Origin of the sequence: Ruegeria sp. HKCCD6119 (genome assembly GCF_013110585.1) — a bacterium.
In the GTDB taxonomy this organism is placed as follows: domain Bacteria; phylum Pseudomonadota; class Alphaproteobacteria; order Rhodobacterales; family Rhodobacteraceae; genus Ruegeria.
Genome location: NZ_WVQV01000002.1, coordinates 67,800 through 84,707, shown reverse-complemented (window position 1 = coordinate 84,707; position 16,908 = coordinate 67,800). Strand labels below are relative to the sequence as shown.

At 60.6% G+C, this 16,908-nt stretch carries 14 protein-coding genes; 5 read left to right on the top strand and 9 right to left on the bottom strand.

The window, feature by feature from the left end; all coding sequences use genetic code 11:
- The first annotated feature begins 6 nt into the window (after positions 1-6).
- Both GS611_RS07645 and dld read left to right on the top strand, forming a co-directional pair.
- Positions 7-1,158, top strand: coding sequence for an alpha-hydroxy acid oxidase (locus GS611_RS07645; RefSeq protein ID WP_171634289.1), 1,152 nt, complete (start codon positions 7-9; stop codon positions 1,156-1,158).
- An 18-nt stretch (positions 1,159-1,176) separates the two neighbouring features.
- Complete coding sequence (dld, locus tag GS611_RS07640) at positions 1,177-2,856, top strand: D-lactate dehydrogenase (RefSeq protein ID WP_171634286.1); 1,680 nt, start codon at positions 1,177-1,179, stop codon at positions 2,854-2,856.
- Between the two features lie 722 nt (positions 2,857-3,578).
- On the opposite strand, the gene gph is transcribed toward dld, so the two are convergent.
- Positions 3,579-4,238 carry a phosphoglycolate phosphatase gene (gene gph, locus GS611_RS07635; protein ID WP_171634282.1) on the bottom strand — a complete coding sequence of 220 codons (660 nt, stop codon included), beginning with the start codon at positions 4,236-4,238 and terminating at the stop codon, positions 3,579-3,581.
- Between the two features lie 206 nt (positions 4,239-4,444).
- Between gph and hemP the strand changes: the two genes are divergently transcribed.
- Both hemP and GS611_RS07625 read left to right on the top strand, forming a co-directional pair.
- Positions 4,445-4,612 (top strand): hemin uptake protein HemP, encoded by a 168-nt coding sequence (gene hemP, locus GS611_RS07630; RefSeq protein ID WP_083445319.1) that lies wholly within the window; start codon positions 4,445-4,447, stop codon positions 4,610-4,612.
- The gene (locus GS611_RS07625; protein WP_171634277.1) at positions 4,609-5,085 is read left to right on the top strand and encodes a hypothetical protein; all 477 of its coding nucleotides are present in this window, start codon (positions 4,609-4,611) and stop codon (positions 5,083-5,085) included. The genes hemP and GS611_RS07625 overlap by 4 nt, the downstream gene beginning before the upstream one ends.
- A gap of 50 nt (positions 5,086-5,135) precedes the next feature.
- On the opposite strand, the gene GS611_RS07620 is transcribed toward GS611_RS07625, so the two are convergent.
- From GS611_RS07620 to GS611_RS07585, 8 genes are all read right to left on the bottom strand, one after another.
- Entirely contained in the window at positions 5,136-8,201 is a 3,066-nt protein-coding gene (locus GS611_RS07620) for an aminotransferase class III-fold pyridoxal phosphate-dependent enzyme (RefSeq protein WP_171634275.1), read from the bottom strand.
- Positions 8,202-8,307: 106 nt separating this feature from the next.
- The gene (locus tag GS611_RS07615; protein ID WP_171634271.1) at positions 8,308-9,180 is read right to left on the bottom strand and encodes an NAD(P)-dependent oxidoreductase; all 873 of its coding nucleotides are present in this window, start codon (positions 9,178-9,180) and stop codon (positions 8,308-8,310) included.
- Positions 9,181-9,281: 101 nt separating this feature from the next.
- Positions 9,282-9,671 carry a Cu(I)-responsive transcriptional regulator gene (gene cueR / locus GS611_RS07610; RefSeq protein WP_171634268.1) on the bottom strand — a complete coding sequence of 130 codons (390 nt, stop codon included), beginning with the start codon at positions 9,669-9,671 and terminating at the stop codon, positions 9,282-9,284.
- Positions 9,668-12,136, bottom strand: a complete 2,469-nt coding sequence (locus GS611_RS07605; protein WP_171634263.1) for a heavy metal translocating P-type ATPase — start codon at positions 12,134-12,136, stop codon at positions 9,668-9,670. Before GS611_RS07605 ends, cueR begins: the two co-directional genes overlap by 4 nt.
- Positions 12,137-12,216: 80 nt before the next feature.
- The gene (locus GS611_RS07600) at positions 12,217-12,981 is read right to left on the bottom strand and encodes an SDR family oxidoreductase (protein ID WP_171634261.1); all 765 of its coding nucleotides are present in this window, start codon (positions 12,979-12,981) and stop codon (positions 12,217-12,219) included.
- Entirely contained in the window at positions 12,978-13,910 is a 933-nt protein-coding gene (locus GS611_RS07595; RefSeq protein WP_171634257.1) for an SDR family oxidoreductase, read from the bottom strand. The genes GS611_RS07600 and GS611_RS07595 overlap by 4 nt, the downstream gene beginning before the upstream one ends.
- Entirely contained in the window at positions 13,907-14,809 is a 903-nt protein-coding gene (locus GS611_RS07590) for a bile acid:sodium symporter family protein (protein ID WP_171634255.1), read from the bottom strand. Before GS611_RS07590 ends, GS611_RS07595 begins: the two co-directional genes overlap by 4 nt.
- Positions 14,806-16,122, bottom strand: a complete 1,317-nt coding sequence (locus tag GS611_RS07585) for an NAD(P)/FAD-dependent oxidoreductase (RefSeq protein WP_171634252.1) — start codon at positions 16,120-16,122, stop codon at positions 14,806-14,808. The genes GS611_RS07590 and GS611_RS07585 overlap by 4 nt, the downstream gene beginning before the upstream one ends.
- Positions 16,123-16,187: 65 nt before the next feature.
- On the opposite strand from GS611_RS07585, the gene GS611_RS07580 reads away from it, so the two are divergent.
- Positions 16,188-16,847, top strand: a complete 660-nt coding sequence (locus GS611_RS07580) for a TetR/AcrR family transcriptional regulator (RefSeq protein WP_171634248.1) — start codon at positions 16,188-16,190, stop codon at positions 16,845-16,847.
- Positions 16,848-16,908: the final 61 nt, after the last annotated feature.

The window sequence follows — 16,908 nt, the reverse complement described above, 5'->3', positions numbered from 1 at the left end:
TATCGGATGCGTCTGAACCAATGTCATAACTTCCACGACTTCCGGCGGCTGGCCAAACAGCGGCTGCCGGGGCCGATCTTCAACTATATCGACGGTGGCGCGGATGATGAGGTGACGTATCGGGAAAACACTAAGGCGTTCGACCGCTGCGATCTGTTGCCTTCGGTCCTGCGCGGGGTTTCGGACGTGGACATGTCCGTCACGGTGATGGGGCAGAAACTGGACATGCCGGTCTATTGCTCACCCACCGCGTTGCAGCGCCTGTTCCACCATCAGGGTGAGCGCGCGGTCGCGGCGGCGGCCGAGAAATACGGCACCATGTTCGGAGTTTCCTCTCTGGGAACCGTCTCGCTGGAGGAGCTGCGCCAAAAACACAAAAACCCGCAGGTCTATCAATTCTACTTTCACAAGGATCGCGGGTTGAACGCCGCCATGATGCAGCGCGCCAAAGAGGCGGGTGTTGAGGTCATGATGCTGACCGTCGACAGCATCACCGGCGGCAACCGCGAGCGTGATCTGCGCACGGGGTTCTCGATCCCGTTCCGCTTGACGCTGGGCGGCATGATCCAGTTCGCGATCAAGCCGATGTGGGGGATCAACTATGTCACCCATGAAAAGTTCCGGCTGCCTCAGCTTGAGGAACATGTGGATATGGGCGGTGGGGCCAGCTCGATCGGCGGGTATTTCACCGACATGCTCGACCCGTCGATGAACTGGGATGACGTGGCGCAGATGGTGCGCGACTGGGATGGTCAGTTCTGCCTGAAGGGGATCATGACCGTCGAAGATGCCAAACGCGCGGCTGAGATCGGTTGTACCGGCATCATCCTGTCGAACCACGGTGGCCGACAATTGGACGGATCGCGCACGCCGTTCGATCAACTGGCCGAGATTGTCGATGCCGTCGGCGACAAACTGGACGTGATGATGGACAGCGGCATTCAGCGTGGCACCCATGTGCTCAAGGCGCTGTCGATCGGGGCCAAAGCGGTGGGTATCGGGCGGCACTACCTGTATCCTCTGGCTGCCGCGGGGCAGGCTGGGGTCGAACGGGCCCTTGGGCTGATGCGTGCCGAGATCGAGCGCGACATGAAGCTGATGGGTGTCACCAGTGTTGGCCAGCTCAGCCGCGAGAATATTCGTTTCCGCAATCCCTAACCCGAAACGGGGGCCGATATGACCAATGACGCGTTGATCAAACATTTCCGCTCTATCGTCGGTACGCGTCACGTGCTGATCGGAGCGCGCGCGACAGAGCGCTTTCGGCGCGGTTTCCGCTCGGGCGAGGGTGAGGCGCTGTGCGTCGTTCAGCCGGGGACCCTGCTGGAGCAATGGAAGATCCTGCAAGCCTGCGTTGCAGCCGACAAGATCGTCATCATGCAGGCGGCCAATACTGGTCTGACCGAAGGGTCTACGCCGTCCGGCACCTATGACCGTGACGTGGTTCTGATCAACACGCGCCGGATGGATACTCTGGTGCCCTTGAACGACGCAGAGCAGATCGTCAGCTTTCCGGGCGCCACGCTTTTTGCGCTGGAAAAACTGCTGGCCCCGTTCGGACGCGAGCCGCATTCGGTGATCGGTTCGTCCTGCATCGGCGCGTCGATCGTGGGTGGGGTATGCAACAATTCCGGCGGTTCTCTGGTAGAGCGCGGTCCGGTTTACACGGAACTTTCCGTCTATGCGCAAATCACCGAACAGGGTGAATTGGAACTGGTCAACCATCTGGGCATCGATCTGGGCAGCACGCCGGAAGAGATCCTTGCAAACCTCGATGCAGGCAGGTTCGAACGCAATCCCGGGGCAACCAACAAACGCGCATCGGCCAGCGACTACGCACAGATCGTGCGGGACGTGAATGCGCAAACGCCTGCGCGGTTCAATGCGGACAAGGCCAGGCTTTTCGAATCTTCGGGTTCGGCCGGGAAGCTGGCCGTTTTTGCGGTGCGCCTTGACACCTTTCCCAAGAACGAGGTTGAGAAGGTGTTCTATATGGGCACCAACAATCCCGACGATCTGGCGGACCTGCGGCGCCACATATTGTCAGAGTTCAAATCGCTGCCGGTTTCGGCCGAATACATGCATCGCGAAGCGTTCGATATTGCAGCACGCTATGGCAAGGACACGGTCGTGATGATCGACAAGCTTGGCACGGACCGTCTGCCGATGTTCTTTGCGATGAAAGGCGCCGTGGATGCCCGCCTGCGGCGCATTCCGTTTTTGCGAAATTTCACTGATCGTTTCATGCAGGCAGCAATAGCTTTGTGGCCACGTGTCCTGCCCAAACGTATGACGGATTTTCGCGACAAATACGAACATCACCTTATCCTGAAAATGAAGGATGAAGGTGTATCCGAGGCCGCTGAGTGGTTGCCGCGATTTCTGAGTGGCCGGGATGGCGGATTTTTCGAATGTGATGCGCGCGAGGCCAGAATCGCAGGCCTTCATCGGTTTGCGGCGGCAGGCGCGGCGGTGCGTTACATGGCGATCCATTCGGACGACGTCGAAGATATCATCGCACTGGACGTCGCACTGCGCCGCAACGACCAGGACTGGCTGGAGAAGCTGCCGCCTGAGATCGAAGACCAGTTGGTTCACAAACTCTATTACGGGCACTTCATGTGCCACGTGATGCATCAGGACTACATAGTCAAAAAAGGAGCTGACCCAAAAGCTCTGAAGGCCGCAATGTTGAAACTGTTTGACGAACGCGGCGCGGAATACCCTGCTGAACATAACGTGGGGCACCTTTACAAGGCCAAGCCCGACCTGGCGGCACATTACAAATGCTGCGACCCGACCAACTCGTTCAATCCCGGTATCGGCAAAATGTCCAAGGCGAAGAATTACCAATAACCGGTTTTCCGGCGCGGCAGGGTGCTGTGAAAACGGCCCGCAGATACACCGGGTTCTGATGAAAAGGGTGTTGGTGCCCGACTGTCTGATATCCTGAGCGCAACCCCGCAAGCATCTGCCGCGCAGAAGGCTGCCAAAACCGAATGAGCGTCGCGTGTCAGGTATAGGGGAGATTCGGAAGGCGCAGTCGGGGTCGTCGGAATCGGCAGAGAATGTCGCGTTGAGACGCGGAATTCAGTAGCGTTTGACGCAAATCGTTTGGTCTTGAGTATCACAAACACGCATTTGACAGGCTGTCCGGGATCTGAACCGGCGGGTTCATGCGGTCAATTGACAGAGCACCTTTCTGTTCAGGTAATTTCAGGGTCGCGTGATTTCTGGCAGGTTTTCCTAGGGTTACCCTTGGCTTGCAATCGGCTGCAGATCACCCCTGTGAAGCTGCGGGCCGGAAGCCTGTCTTGCATGCGAAAATTTGCAGATGACCGGGGCCGGGAAAGCGCCACTTATCCCTTATTTTTCGCGTTTTTTGGGGAACTACGGGAAACCCCCAATTTCGCGCCGCGACAAACAGGGGTAAACATATTTTACCGTACTTACCACACAAACACACACGGTACTAACTTTCCCCGATGAGGGGCTGGTCACACCCCCTCGGCCGGCCCCTCTTAACTTTTGGGGTCCATGGCAGTTGGGGTCAGTGGTCATGCGGATCGTTGCCGGTGTCAGCTTTTGACCAATTTGGCGACGAGGGCGGGCAAATCTTGTGATGCGCCATAGGCCACGGTGTGTGGAATTTCGGCGACCGGCGTCTTCCGGTATCCTTCAGTAAACAGCAAAAACGGGATCTTCGCACGCGCAGCCGTTTCCGCGTCAACTTCGCTGTCGCCGACGAACAGACGCGGGCCGGACGCCTGAAGCGCATCGAAGCTTGCGAACAGATGGTTGGGATCCGGTTTTCGCGTCGAAAGGCTGTCGCCACCCAGAACCGCGTCGAAAAACCGGGACAGGTTCAGTGCCTCCAGCACATGCCGCGCCGGTGTTTCGGGTTTGTTGGTGCAGACGCCCAGAACGCATCCCATTTGCTGCAATTTGGCCAGTGCCTCCGGGATGCCGGGGTAGGGAACGGTCGTTTCGCTTGCAGCGGAATTGTAGTGTTTGAGGGTCAGTTGGGTCAGTTCCGCATGGCGATCCAGCGGCAGCCCGCAATGCCGGATCATGCGTTCGACCAGCTTGGGTAAACCGTTGCCGACGAATCCTTTGATGATATCCGTCGCCAATGGATCATGCCCAACGTCGTTCAGCGTGCGGTTGGCCGCCGCCGCCAGATCGCCCAGGCTGTCCACCAGCGTTCCGTCCAGATCGAATACAACTGCTGCGGTCATGTTTGCTTGCCCTTCATCGCCCGACCCAAGACCTAACCCGCCCTGTACCGAGGGGCAATCGCCTGTTTCAAAACCATGCTTGACAATCCTTACTAAAATAATCAGATTAAGCGGCAGGAACAGAAAGCCAACCCTTTCGGGGTCAGCCAAATCAAGTGAAACGCGATAGATATGGCACCATGCCGAAACGCTCTGGAGATGTCCCGATGAACGTACAGAACCCGACCCCAACCCAAGGTTACGCTGTCTCGATGCTTCCCGCGCACAAGGCCGAGGATCTGACCAAGGGCGGCAACCTGGCCCATATAGAACTTGGCGATCAACTCTATACCCTGCGCATCACCCGTGCAGGCAAACTGATCCTGACGAAATGAGCGCGCCTTTCAAGCGCGGCGGTGCAGCGGTTGGCCGCCTTGCCGATCTCGATCCCATCGAAGCGGGAGCCGTTATGTATCTGCGGATGTGGAGCGAAGGCGAGGGCGGTCGTGCCGACGTTGCCAGCGATTTCCAAGTCGCGCTGGGCGCGGATTGCGGGCGTGCGGCAATGCTGACTTTGGATCGTTTATGCTCGCTATGTGCCACCCATGGCCGCCGCCCGCTGATCCGGCATGGTCTTGGATGTGCATGCCTTGGCGCGGACGAGAATTGCTTTGCACAGATGATCGCGGCAGCGTCCGAAGGGGCGCGTGAAGATGCGATGATGCTGGCGTCTTTGATCGTACGTCCGGATTTTGCCCCCGCGCTGGCATCTCTGTCGGAAGAACTGGGGCTGACTCTCAGACGTATGACCGCAGGTTTCAAAATGCCGACCACCGGCCACCAGACCCCCTCGGCCGTGCTCCACTGACCCTGAGTGTGGAACGGTTGAACCCCGGCGCTGCGCCGGGGTTTTTTCGTTCAGCAGCACCCGCATCCGGCATGGTGATGGTCATGATCGCAAACAGGGGCAGGGGTAAAGTCGCCCACCTCGGACAACACATCCCGCAGCGCCCAGAGGATCATGTCAACATCCTCGGCCTCGATGGTCAGGGGCGGACGGATTTTCAGGATGTTGTCTTTGGGCCCTTCGCTGCCGATCAGGATGCGATGATCGCGCATCCGGTTTTTGACATAGCTGCAAATCTCGGTGCCTTCGCTTCCATCGGGGTTGATCAGCTCCACGCCGAGAAACAACCCCATACCCCGCACGTCGCCAACGCAACCAAAGTCGGCTTCGATCTGGCGCAGTCCCGCCATCAGACGATCCCCCATCCGGCGGGCATTGTCCTGCAACCCCTCGTCATCGACGATATCCAGCACCTCTTTGCCGATCCGGCAGGACAGGGTCGAGCCGCCAAAGGTCGAAAAGAACTCGATCCCGTTGTTGAAGCTGTCCGCGATCTCGCGGGTTGTCACCAGCACGCCCAGTGGGTGCCCGTTTCCGATTGGCTTGCCCATCACTACGATATCCGGAACCGCGCCCTGGTGTTCGAAGCCAAAGTAATACTCACCCAACCGTCCCAGACCTGTCTGCACCTCATCGGCGATGCAAACACCCCCCGCAGCACGTATTTTTTCGTAAACCGCAGGCAGATAGCCCTTGGGCGGAATGATCTGACCGCCGACCGACGGGAAGGTTTCCGCGATGAACCCGGCCACGCCCTGTCCTCTGTTGCGAAGGGCGGCAATCGCCGGATCGACAAGATCAGCAAATTTCTGTGCCCGGTCCGCATCGTCCCGCCTGAATGACCCGCGATAGTCATCGGCAACCTCGACCAGTTCAACCCAGTCGGCTTTCCCGATGCCGCCCGGTTTGTTGAATTTGTAGGCCGAGATCGCCACCGCAGCGTTCGTGTTCCCGTGATAGCCGTGATCCGGCGTCACGATCCCCTTTGCGCCGGTATGGGCGCGGGCCAGCCGCAGGGCCAGTTCGTTTGCCTCGGTGCCCGAGTTGACGAAAAAGCAGACCTGTAGGTGATCCGGCATCTTCGACAGGATCTTGTCGGCAAATTCCACCTGTGCCGGATGCAGATAACGGGTGTTCGAATTCATCCGCTTCAGCTGATCCGCCGCCACGGCCTGAATGCGTGGATGCGCGTGCCCCACATGCGGCACGTTGTTGTAGGCGTCCAGATAGGGGCGTCCCCATTCGTCGAACAGGTGATGCTTCCAGCCGCGCACCAGCATGACCGGATCGTCATAGGTCAGGGATAGGTTGCCCCCGAACTGCGCCCGCCGTTTGTGCAGGATTTCCGCTTTGTCAGTTGGGTGATAGAACACCTTGTCATCCGGCAGGTTCAGCAACGCCGCCGGGTTCGGGCAGACCGCGTGCCACAGCTCCAGTTCGTCCGGGTCTCCGACACCGGGCCAGTCCGCTTCCATGCCATCGGTGGTCAGGGCCAGCTGGAAATGCACATGCGGGGCCCATCCGCCATTCTGGTCGGCATCGCCCAACCGCGCAAACGCGGCCCCCTGTGCCACCGGGTCGCCGGGTTTCAGCCGGTCACAGCATTCCGGATCCAGATGGCCATAGAGCGTATAGAACGGGTCGCCTTCGGGCGTTTCGTGATGCAGGATGATCACCCCGCCGTAGTCAAGGTGCTGGTCGCGGTTTTCGACCACTTCGATCCGCCCGCTCATCGGTGCATGCAGAACCGTCCCGGCAGGCGCAAACACATCCACGGCCAGATGAACCGTCCGCCTGTCCGAGGCTTTCCACGGGCCCTTGCGGAACCCCGGCTCGGCATAGATCAGGCGGGGCTCGTTATAGTAACCCAGCCACAGGTCCTGCCCGTATTCCTCGCCAACGCGCGCGGCCTCGGCCAAAGGCATGTGGAACGGGTTCCGGGGCCAGACGCAGTTTTCGACCGAAAGCGAGCCCATGGGCACATCGCCCAGGTCCTGGCCGAACATGTCGGTAAAATGCCCCCGGTGTTCCTGAAGATAGGCGTGGATGCGTTCAGCCCCATCAACCACGGGCAAGCCGCAAGCCGCCCGCAACCGCGCCGACATCAGCCCGCCATTGACTGACGTGTTCTCAAGGAACCGCCAAGCAGGCGCCTGAGAGATCGTCACATAGGGATCATCCGGATTCTCGGCCGCCATCAGGGTCGAATTGACGACCGATACGGCAAGCCGCATCCTCAGCAACGGCCAGATCAGGTCAACCTCATCCGCCCGCAGCCGGTTGGCCGCGTGATAGCCCTTTACCAACGCAGCCAGTGCCCGTTCCGGCTTGGGGTGATCCAGCACGACATACGCGCCGGCAATCGCCAGATCGCAGATGCGCGGCGCGGCGCACATGTCGCCCAGATCAATCAGGCCCGAGATCCGCCGCCGCTCGCCCAGTTCCCCTTCGACCAGAATGTTGTAGTCATTGGCGTCATTGTGGATGGCCTGTTTCGGCAGGTCCGCAAGGACATCCGCGATTGCAGCGAACCCCTCACAGATTTCCGTCAGCTGTGCCTGCCGCGCGGGGTCAGAGATCGCGTTTAACTTGTCAGCAATCCAGCCCGCCTGCATCAGGTCCCATTTGAAACCGACCCGGTGCAACCCTTCATGCTCAAACCCTTCCAGGGCCCGGTCGGTTGCCCCCAATACGCGGCCCAGTTTCAGGATCAGCTCTTCGGATTTTGGGGCGGCCTTCGCGTAACATTGGCCCGGCAGGCACTCCAACAGCAAAACCAGCCTGCGCTGTCCTTCAGAATCGGCAATCTCGGGCAGCATTGCTCCGGTCAAATCAGGGAACACCTTGGGAAACGGCAACCCCGGTGCCTCAGAAGCGATATGCGCCAGCGCCTTGATTTGCAAATCAACCAGATCCGCATCGCATCCGGCCCGCATGGCCTTAAGCACATAATCCTGACCATTGGTGGCGTGCACCAGAAAGTTCAGATCATATTCACCATCCAACCGCGTCAAGCGGGCGTCCAGCCCCCAGAGCTGCCGCAGCGCGGCCGTCCAAAAAGCACTTAAATCGTCCATTCCCGTCTCCGCTCCGATCGCGCCGGAGCCCTCTTCATCTGGCCAAAAATATCCTCGGGGGGAATCGCGCCTTGGCGCGATGGGGGGCAGACAGCCCCCCCCCGCGTTACCCCAGGGCCCGCAGGCGCTTGATCAACGACGAGGTGTCCCAGCGGCCACCGCCCAGTTTCTGAACATCCTTGTAAAACTGATCGACCAGAGCGGTAACAGGCAGGGACGCACCGGTTTCATTGGCGGTATCCAGACAGATACCCAAATCTTTGCGCATCCAGTCGACGGCAAAGCCATGTTCGAACTGATCATCCAGCATGGTCTCATACCGGTTTGCCATCTGCCAGCTGCCAGCGGCGCCCTGGCTGATCACCTCGACCACGGCCCTTCCGTCCAGCCCGGCCTTCTCGGCGAAGTGCAACGCTTCGCTCAGGCCCTGAACCAACCCTGCGATGGCGATCTGGTTGCACATCTTGGTCATCTGGCCCGCGCCGCTGTCCCCGATGCGGCGGCAGATCTTCGCATAGACCTGCATCACCGGTTCAGCCGCATCATAAGCCGCCTGATCTCCGCCGCACATGATGGACAGAACACCGTTTTCGGCGCCTGCCTGGCCGCCCGAGATCGGCGCGTCCACAAAGGCGATGCCCTGTGATTGGCCGGCAGCGTACAATTCCCGCGTGACCTTTGCAGAAACCGTGGTGTGGTCGACGAAAACAGCCCCGCTGGACATGCCGTGAAATGCGCCGTCCTCGCCCGTGCAAACCATGCGCAGATCGTCGTCATTGCCGACGCAGGCCATCACAAACTCGGCGCCTTCAGCCGCGTCCTTCGGGGTGGCTGCCATCGATCCGCCATGCTGCTTTACCCAGGCTTCGGCCTTGGCAGCCGTGCGGTTGTAGACAGTGACGTCATGGCCTGCGGCCTGAAGATGCCCAGCCATGGGATAGCCCATGACGCCCAGGCCAAGGAACGCGACTTTTGCCATTTTGTGATCCTCTCCGCTGTTCGGTCGGCTTCAGCGGTGCGTGCCTGGCCGAAATGTTTGGCGAAGACAAAGCAAAGCTGCGCCCAAAGGGCAACCCCAAGTCAGCCCTTCCCGCCCAGATCCTGGAGGATCGGGCAATCCGGCCTGTCATCCCCGGCGCAGGCGTCGATCAGGTGGCTCAGCGTTTCGCGCATCGCGTTCAGGTCGGCGATCTTGGCTTCGATCTGCGCCAGATGGTCCCGCGCGACCTGTTTCACATCTGCGCTGGCGCGGGTTTCATCCTCGTAAAGCGCCAGCAATGTCCGGCAATCCCCGATGGTGAATCCCAAAGCCCGGGCACGGCCCAGAAAGTTCAGCTTGTGCACATCCTGATCGCGAAATCGGCGATAGCCGTTGTCGTCGCGCAGCGGTTTGATCAGGTCGATGTCTTCATAGTACCGGATCGTCTTTGCAGGCAGGCCGGTGCGGGTGGACACATCTCCGATATTCATGCGTGCACCTCCTTGGCGAGCGGGATCGGGGTTTCCGGCACGCTGGCTTGAACGCGACGCAGACGCAGCGCGTTCGAGACGACAAAGACACTCGAAAGCGCCATCGCGCCCGCGGCCAGCGCCGGAGACAACAGATGGCCTCCGAACGGGTACAGCGCACCAGCGGCGACCGGGATCAGCAGGACATTGTAACCGAATGCCCATCCCAGGTTCTGGCGAATGTTTCGCATCGTTCTACGGCTGATCTCGGTTGAATTTGCAACCCCGCGCAGATCGCCGGACATCAGAACGACATCAGCCGTTTCGATGGCCACATCGGTGCCCGTCCCGATGGCGATGCCGATGTCAGCCGTTGCCAGCGCCGGGGCGTCGTTTATGCCGTCGCCGACGAAAGCCAGCGTTCCGAACTGGTCCCGCAAGGCGGTGATCGCATCCACCTTGCCGTCGGGCAGCACTTCGGAGGTGACGTGATCGATCCCCAGCCGATCAGCCAAGGCCTGCGCGGTGCGCGCGTTGTCTCCGGTGACCATGGCCACGGTCAGACCCATTTGGTGGAGCCGCTCCAGCGCCTCTTCGGTGCCGGGTTTGACCGGGTCGGACACAGAAAACGTGGCTGCGGCCTGCCCATCCAATGCGACGAACAATGGTGTTGCCCCTTCGGCGGCGCGGGCCTCTGCCTCGCTTGCCAGGGGACCAAGGTCGATCCCGCGTTGTTGCATAAGACGGTGCGACCCGATCAACACGTTCCGGCCTTCAACCAGCCCCTGCATGCCAAGCCCGGTAAGCGACAGGACGTCCGTCGCCTGTGGCAGCGTCGCAGGCCCGGCCCGGGTGATCGCCGAAGCTATCGGGTGTTCCGACCGCGCCTCGAGGGCGGCGGCCAGCCGCACAACCTCATCCCTGTCAAACCCGTTCGCCGTCAGAACATTGTCCAGTTCCGGGCGGCCCAGTGTCAGGGTCCCGGTCTTGTCCAGCGCGATGACGCGTGCCTGCTGAAGCTGTTGCAAGGCATCGCCCTTGCGGAACAACACCCCCAGTTCGGCCGCGCGCCCGGTGCCGACCATGATCGAGGTCGGAGTGGCCAGACCCATGGCGCAGGGGCAGGCTATGATCAGCACGGAAACCCCGGCGACAAGCGCCAGCGGCAGGGCGGGGCTTGGGCCGAAGATCAGCCAGGCTGCGACGGTGATCACGGCGACCAGGATGACCGCCGGGACAAAGCGATATGTAATCCGATCGACCAGACCCTGGATCGGCAGTTTGGCCCCCTGCGCCTGCTGCACCATGCGAATGACCTGGGCCAGCACCGTGTCGCCCCCCACGCGCGTCGCCCGAACCCGCAAGGCGCCGGTGCCATTCACGGTGCCGCCGACAACAGCCGCGCCGGCTGATTTTCCAACGGGTATCGGCTCGCCCGTGATCATGCTTTCATCGACGTAAGAGGTGCCCTCGAGCACTTCGGCATCCACCGGCACGCGTTCGCCCGGGCGGATGTGCAGGATGTCGCCCACCGCAATCTCGGCGATAGGGCGGTCTTCTATCCGGCCATCGATTTCGACCCGCGCGCTTTTGGGCTGAAGGCCCGCCAGTTTACGGATCGCGGCCCCGGTTTTGCCCTTGGCGCGCGCCTCCATCAGACGGCCCAGAAGGATCAGAACGACAATCACAGCCGCCGCCTCGTAATAGACGTTGGCAGTTCCCATCGGTAACGCGCCGGGGGCGAATGTGGCTACCACCGAATACAGATAGGCCGCCCCGGTTCCCAGTGCGACCAGCGCGTTCATATCCGGCGTGCCCCTCAGCAACGACGGGATGCCCTTGCGATAAAACACGCGACCGGGCCCCAGCAGCAGGGCCGTTGTCAGGGCGAACTGAATCAACTGGCTGGTCTGCGTGCCGATGGTGGCGTGTACCCAATGGTGGAAGGCGGGGATCATGTGCCCGCCCATCTCAAGAATGAACACGGGCAGGGCAAGAGCGGCCGCCAGCAGAGTGGCCCGGGTCAGCCCTGCTGTTTCAGTGTCTGCGCGATCTTCGGGTGTCGAAACGGCTTGAGGCCGCGCCGGGTAACCGGTGTCGGTGACCACCTGTGCCAGCGCCTGTGGCGATGTTGCCCCCGCGGCGTAGGTCACCGCGGCAGTTTGTGTCGCCAGATTGACCTGCGCTTCGATCACACCGGGGCTGGCCGTCAGCGCGCGCTCGATCTTGGCCACGCACGAGGCGCAGTTCATACTTTCAATGCTCAGATCCGCCCGGCTGGTCTCGGCCGGATACCCTGCCGCGTCCAATGCCTTGGTCAGCGCCGAAGCCGGCCCGTCAAAAGCCACCTGTGCGGACTTGGTTGCAAAGTTGACCGAGGCCGTTTCAACCCCGGGCACATCACGCAGCGCCTCTTCAACGCGTCCCACGCAGGATGCGCATCCCATGCCCGTGATTTTCAGCTCTGTCAGTGATTTTTGCGCCATGCGACTCGCCCATGAAGTTTCCTTACCCACCAGATGGGGGTTCCAGTGACGGGAAGGTCAAGGGCCTGGGGCAGCTTTTTTTAGTGCCCCGAGCCGCGCATGTTTCGTTCCATCATGCGCTGATAGAGGCGCGGTGACAGACGGTTGAGCCACCAGGACAGGCGCGCCACGCGGCCAACCGGGATCATGGGCTGCGATTTGTCCAGCCCGCGCAGGATCGTTTCAGCGGCGGCCTCGGGGCTCATTTCGTCCATCCCGTCCTTCGCCGATCCGGGGCGCGCTGTGCCATCCGCCTGCTCTTGTGCGTTGCCGGGGTTGGTGGCCACAAAGGAGGGCGCAGCGATCAGAACGTCAACGCCATGAGGGGCTTCTTCCGAGCGCAGCGATTTGAAGAACCCCTCCAGCGCGTGTTTCGAGGCAGCATAGGCCGTCCGATGGTAAAGCGGTGCAAACCCGGCCACCGATGAGATGGCCAGATGTGTCCCCTTTGACGCCCGAACCGGGTGCAAGAACGCGCGGGCCATTTCAACGGCCGCAAAATAGTTGATGTCAAACAGAGTTCGGTGGCTGGCCGCGTCGGACTTTTCAAAGCCCCTGATTTGCGTGACGCCGGCGTTGTAGATGACCAGATCGATACTGTCACTGGTCGCGATCACCTTTTGAGTTGCCCTGGCAAGCTGGTCGGGATCCGTTAGATCGCAGCCAACAGGCAACTGGTTCGGCCCGGTGTCCAGACCTGAAACATCGCGATCCAGCAGCACCACCCGCCACCCGCGACTTTGCAGAGCATGGCTGAGGGCCCGCCCCAAACCGCCCGCCCCGCCGGATATGACAGCCGTCTTCATAGCCCCGCTTGCTTTTGCCAGAGCGAGAATACCTGGGCGCTGGTTTTTTTCGGAGTGTAACCGAAGTCGGATTTCAGGGCGGTGTTGTCCAATACCGGTCGATATTGCAGAAATCGCACCTGTTCCGGCCCATAGCGGGACAGACCCAGCGGACGTGCAGCGGCCAAAGCCGATTTCAGCGCCCAAGCGGGCAGGCGCAGAACCGGTTTCCCCATCGCACGCGCCAGATCGGTCACGCCCATCGCGCCGTCCCCGGCGACGTTGTAAACGCCAACCGGCCCGTCGGTTGCCGCGCGCTTCAGGATGCGTGCCAGATCATGCGTCCAAATGAACACAAACGGGCTTTCGCTGCCGACGACGGCCAGCAGGCGGGGTTTGCGAAACAGGGCGGTGATCTGGTTTTCGGACCCGGCCCCCAGAACCGTGCCCACGCGCAGCACGACCTGTTCCAGATCGGGGGCGGCACTGCGAACCTCGGCCAGCATCTCTTCGACCTGCCTTTTGTGATCGGAATACGGAAACTCGGGGTTGCCGCGCAACGGATCATCCTCGCGCAGGGGCACGGGGTTGTCCGGGTGATAGCCGTAGGCTGCACCCGAGGATGTGACCACCAATCTTCGCACTCCGTTGGCAAGGGCCGCGTTCACCACCTTGCGGGTGCCCTCGACATCAACCGCATATGCCGCCGCCCGTTCCATTTTTGGCGGAGGCGTCACGATGGAGGCCAGATGCACTATGACATCAGGCTTCACGTTGGAGATCACGCGCGCGGGCGCGTCGGTCGTCACATCCAAGGGCAGATAGTGGACGTTTTCCGGCATGCTGTCGGGGCGTTTGATATCCGTTGCAAAAACATCGTGCCCCTTGAGTTCGGGCAACAGTGCCTGCCCGACCATACCGGCGGCGCCCGTGATCAGGATACGGCTCATCGCGCGGCCTCGGTTCGGGCCATGAACGACGCCAGGGCAATCCCCGAGATCGCGTGCCAGATGCCCCAGAACGCGGCCACCACGGCCATGCCGCCCAGCCCGTGAAAAAAGGCAAAGATCAGCACCAGCCCAAGGCCGGAATTCTGAATGCCGGTTTCGATGGTGATGGCGCGGCGATCGAAAGGGGACAGCCGGGTCAGAGTGGCCACAACCCAACCGCCCCCCAGCGCCAGGGCGTTGTGAAGGATCACAAGCCCGGCAACAGCCCCGGCAAAGCTGAGGAAGAACCCCCAGTTCGCGCCCAGGGCAAGTAAGATGAAAGCCGAAAAAATACCCATCGACAGGTATTGCAGCGGCGCACGCAACCGTGCGGTCATGGCCGGGCGGCGCTGGTTCAGAGCGATGCCCAGGACCAGAGGCAGGATTAACATCAACCCGACAAGGATTGCGATTTGCACCGGGTCAATCTGGGTCTGTTGCAGGATCGCGCGTGTCGGCGGATACAACCCGCCCCAAAGCGCAATGTTGAAGGGCGTCATGAAAATCGCGCCGATGGTGGCAAAGGCGGTCATCGACACCGACAGCGCCGCATTGCCACCGGCGCGGTGCGTAATGAAGTTCGAGATATTGCCCCCCGGACAGGCTGCGACAAGGATCAGCCCAAGCGCAATAGACGGTCGAGGGGCCGTCACCCACACAAGCGCAAAAGTCAGCGCCGGCAGGACCAGGAATTGGGATACCAGCCCGACGATCACTGGCTTCGGCGCGCGCCTGAGGCGATCAAAATCCCTTGGTGTCAGATCGATCGCAATCGAGAACATCACGATCGCCAGTATCGCATTCAACAGCGTCAGAGAGGCCGGGCTGAAATTCAGCGTAATTTCGTCGATACCACTCATACGGCGGCTTTCCGCAGCCGTTCGATCCATCCGGTGACAGCCTTTCTGTAGGTGGCCTTGTCCACGTAGTAAGCCATTCGCGGCAGATCGATATAGCTCATGCCTCCGGTGGCGCGCGTATAGTCTTTTTGTTTTTTGGATTTCAGATCGGCCGCCACCGGGCAGCCCTTTTGAAGACCTTTGATATAGCGCGCCACCATTTCGGCCTGCTCGTGCCTGCCTTGCCAGCCCAGACCCGTGGCCTCGACCATGCCCAGCACAAAAAGATCGTCCCGTTCGGGGTGCATCGCGTTCAGGTACAGATGTGGAGCATCGCCCTGCCAGTTCAGCAGGCCCTGGTCGATGAACGGATAGTGCAGCTTGTATCCGGTCGCGGCGAGAATCATGTCATAGTCTGCGCGCGTGCCGTCCTTGAAATGCACGGTTTTGCCTTCCAGGCGGTTGATATCGGGGCGAATGCGCAGGTCGCCATGGCCCGCGTGATACAGGACAAGCGAATTCACCACCGGGTGGCTTTCGTAAAGCTGATAATCGGGCTTGGGAAAGCCGTATTTCTGCGGATCACCGACAAACCAACTGAGGATGAGGCTGTCCACCTTGCGCTTCAGCCACATCGGCAGGCGGATCTTGCCGCCCATCGTGTCGGCCGGTTTGCCGAAAACGTATTTCGGCACGAAGTAATAGCCGCGCCGCATCGACAGATCGCAGCGTTTTGCGTGATGGATTGCGTCAACCGCAATATCACAGCCGGAATTGCCCGCGCCCACGACCAACACGCGCTTGCCGTCGAACTGGCTGGGGTACCGATATTGCGAGGCGTGGATCAACTCGCCGTCAAACGTGCCGCGAAAGCTGGGCATATTCGGTTCCGACAAGGTGCCGTTTGCAACCAGAACCCCTGCGAATTCGGCCTGATGTTCACCTTGGGCGTCCCGCCAGCCAACACGCCAACCATCACCGGATTGGCCCAGCGGAGTGATCTGGGTGACTTCTGCATTGAACCTGTAGCTTTCACGCAGGCCGAAACGATCGGCAAAGGACCGGAAATAGTCGCGCATCGCCCGGTGCGAGGGGTACTCGGCCACCGCCTCATCCATCGGGAAATCCTCGAATTCGGTCATGCGTTTTGAAGAGATCAGATGCGCCGATTCATACATGGTTGATCTGGGGGCATCGATATCCCACAGACCGCCCACATCCGAATGCAATTCGAACCCCTGAAAGGCGATGCCCTGTTCCTTCAGCACCTTGGCTGCGGCCAAACCCATCGGCCCCGCCCCGATCAGGGCGAATGCGTTGCGCGTCTGTGTCATGAACCCTCCCGAAGTTCGTGACGCTTAACTTGAACGAACGACCAAAATAAGGCAAGATGAAATTCATGAGTCCAAAAAACATCGAAAAACCAAGGCAAAGAGCCCCGTCCAGGCGATCGCTTGAAACCAAGGCGCGGATCATGGATGCGGCTGAAACCGTCTTTGCCGAACGGGGATTCGAGGGTGCGTCGATCCGGGATATCGCGGCCTTGGCAGGGGTTCAGATTGGTCTTGTGCACCATCATGGTGGTGGCAAGGAGGAATTGTTTTACAAAACCGTGGCGCGGCGCGCGGACGCGCTGGCGCAGCTTCGGATCGACGCGTTGAACAGGGCCAAGTCCGTCGCTCCGCTGACGCTTCACAGCATTCTGGACAGCTTTATCCGACCCTATGTGGACCTGGCAGAAACGGGTGGGCCCGGATGGATGGCATATGGGCGGTTGGTGGCCCACGTATCGGTTGACCCCAGGTGGCGCGATATCGCAGCGGAATGTTTCGACCCTACCGCCCAGCTGTTCATAACCGAGATCGCCACGCTTTACCCGGATGTCGATCCTGCGGTTTTGGCAAGTGGCCAGGTTTATTCGGTCTCGGCGATGCTGGCCCATCTCAACAGCGGATGGCGGGTCAAAGCCCTGTCGCAGGGCGGTGACGTATCAGGCATGGAGCGTCTGGTGGACTTTTGCGCCGCCGGTATCGAAGCAATGGTACGATCCGACCATTGATGAACCATCACGCGGTGCCCGGTTGCGTGTTCAATCGTTCAGTTGGCGCCTTGTATCCGAA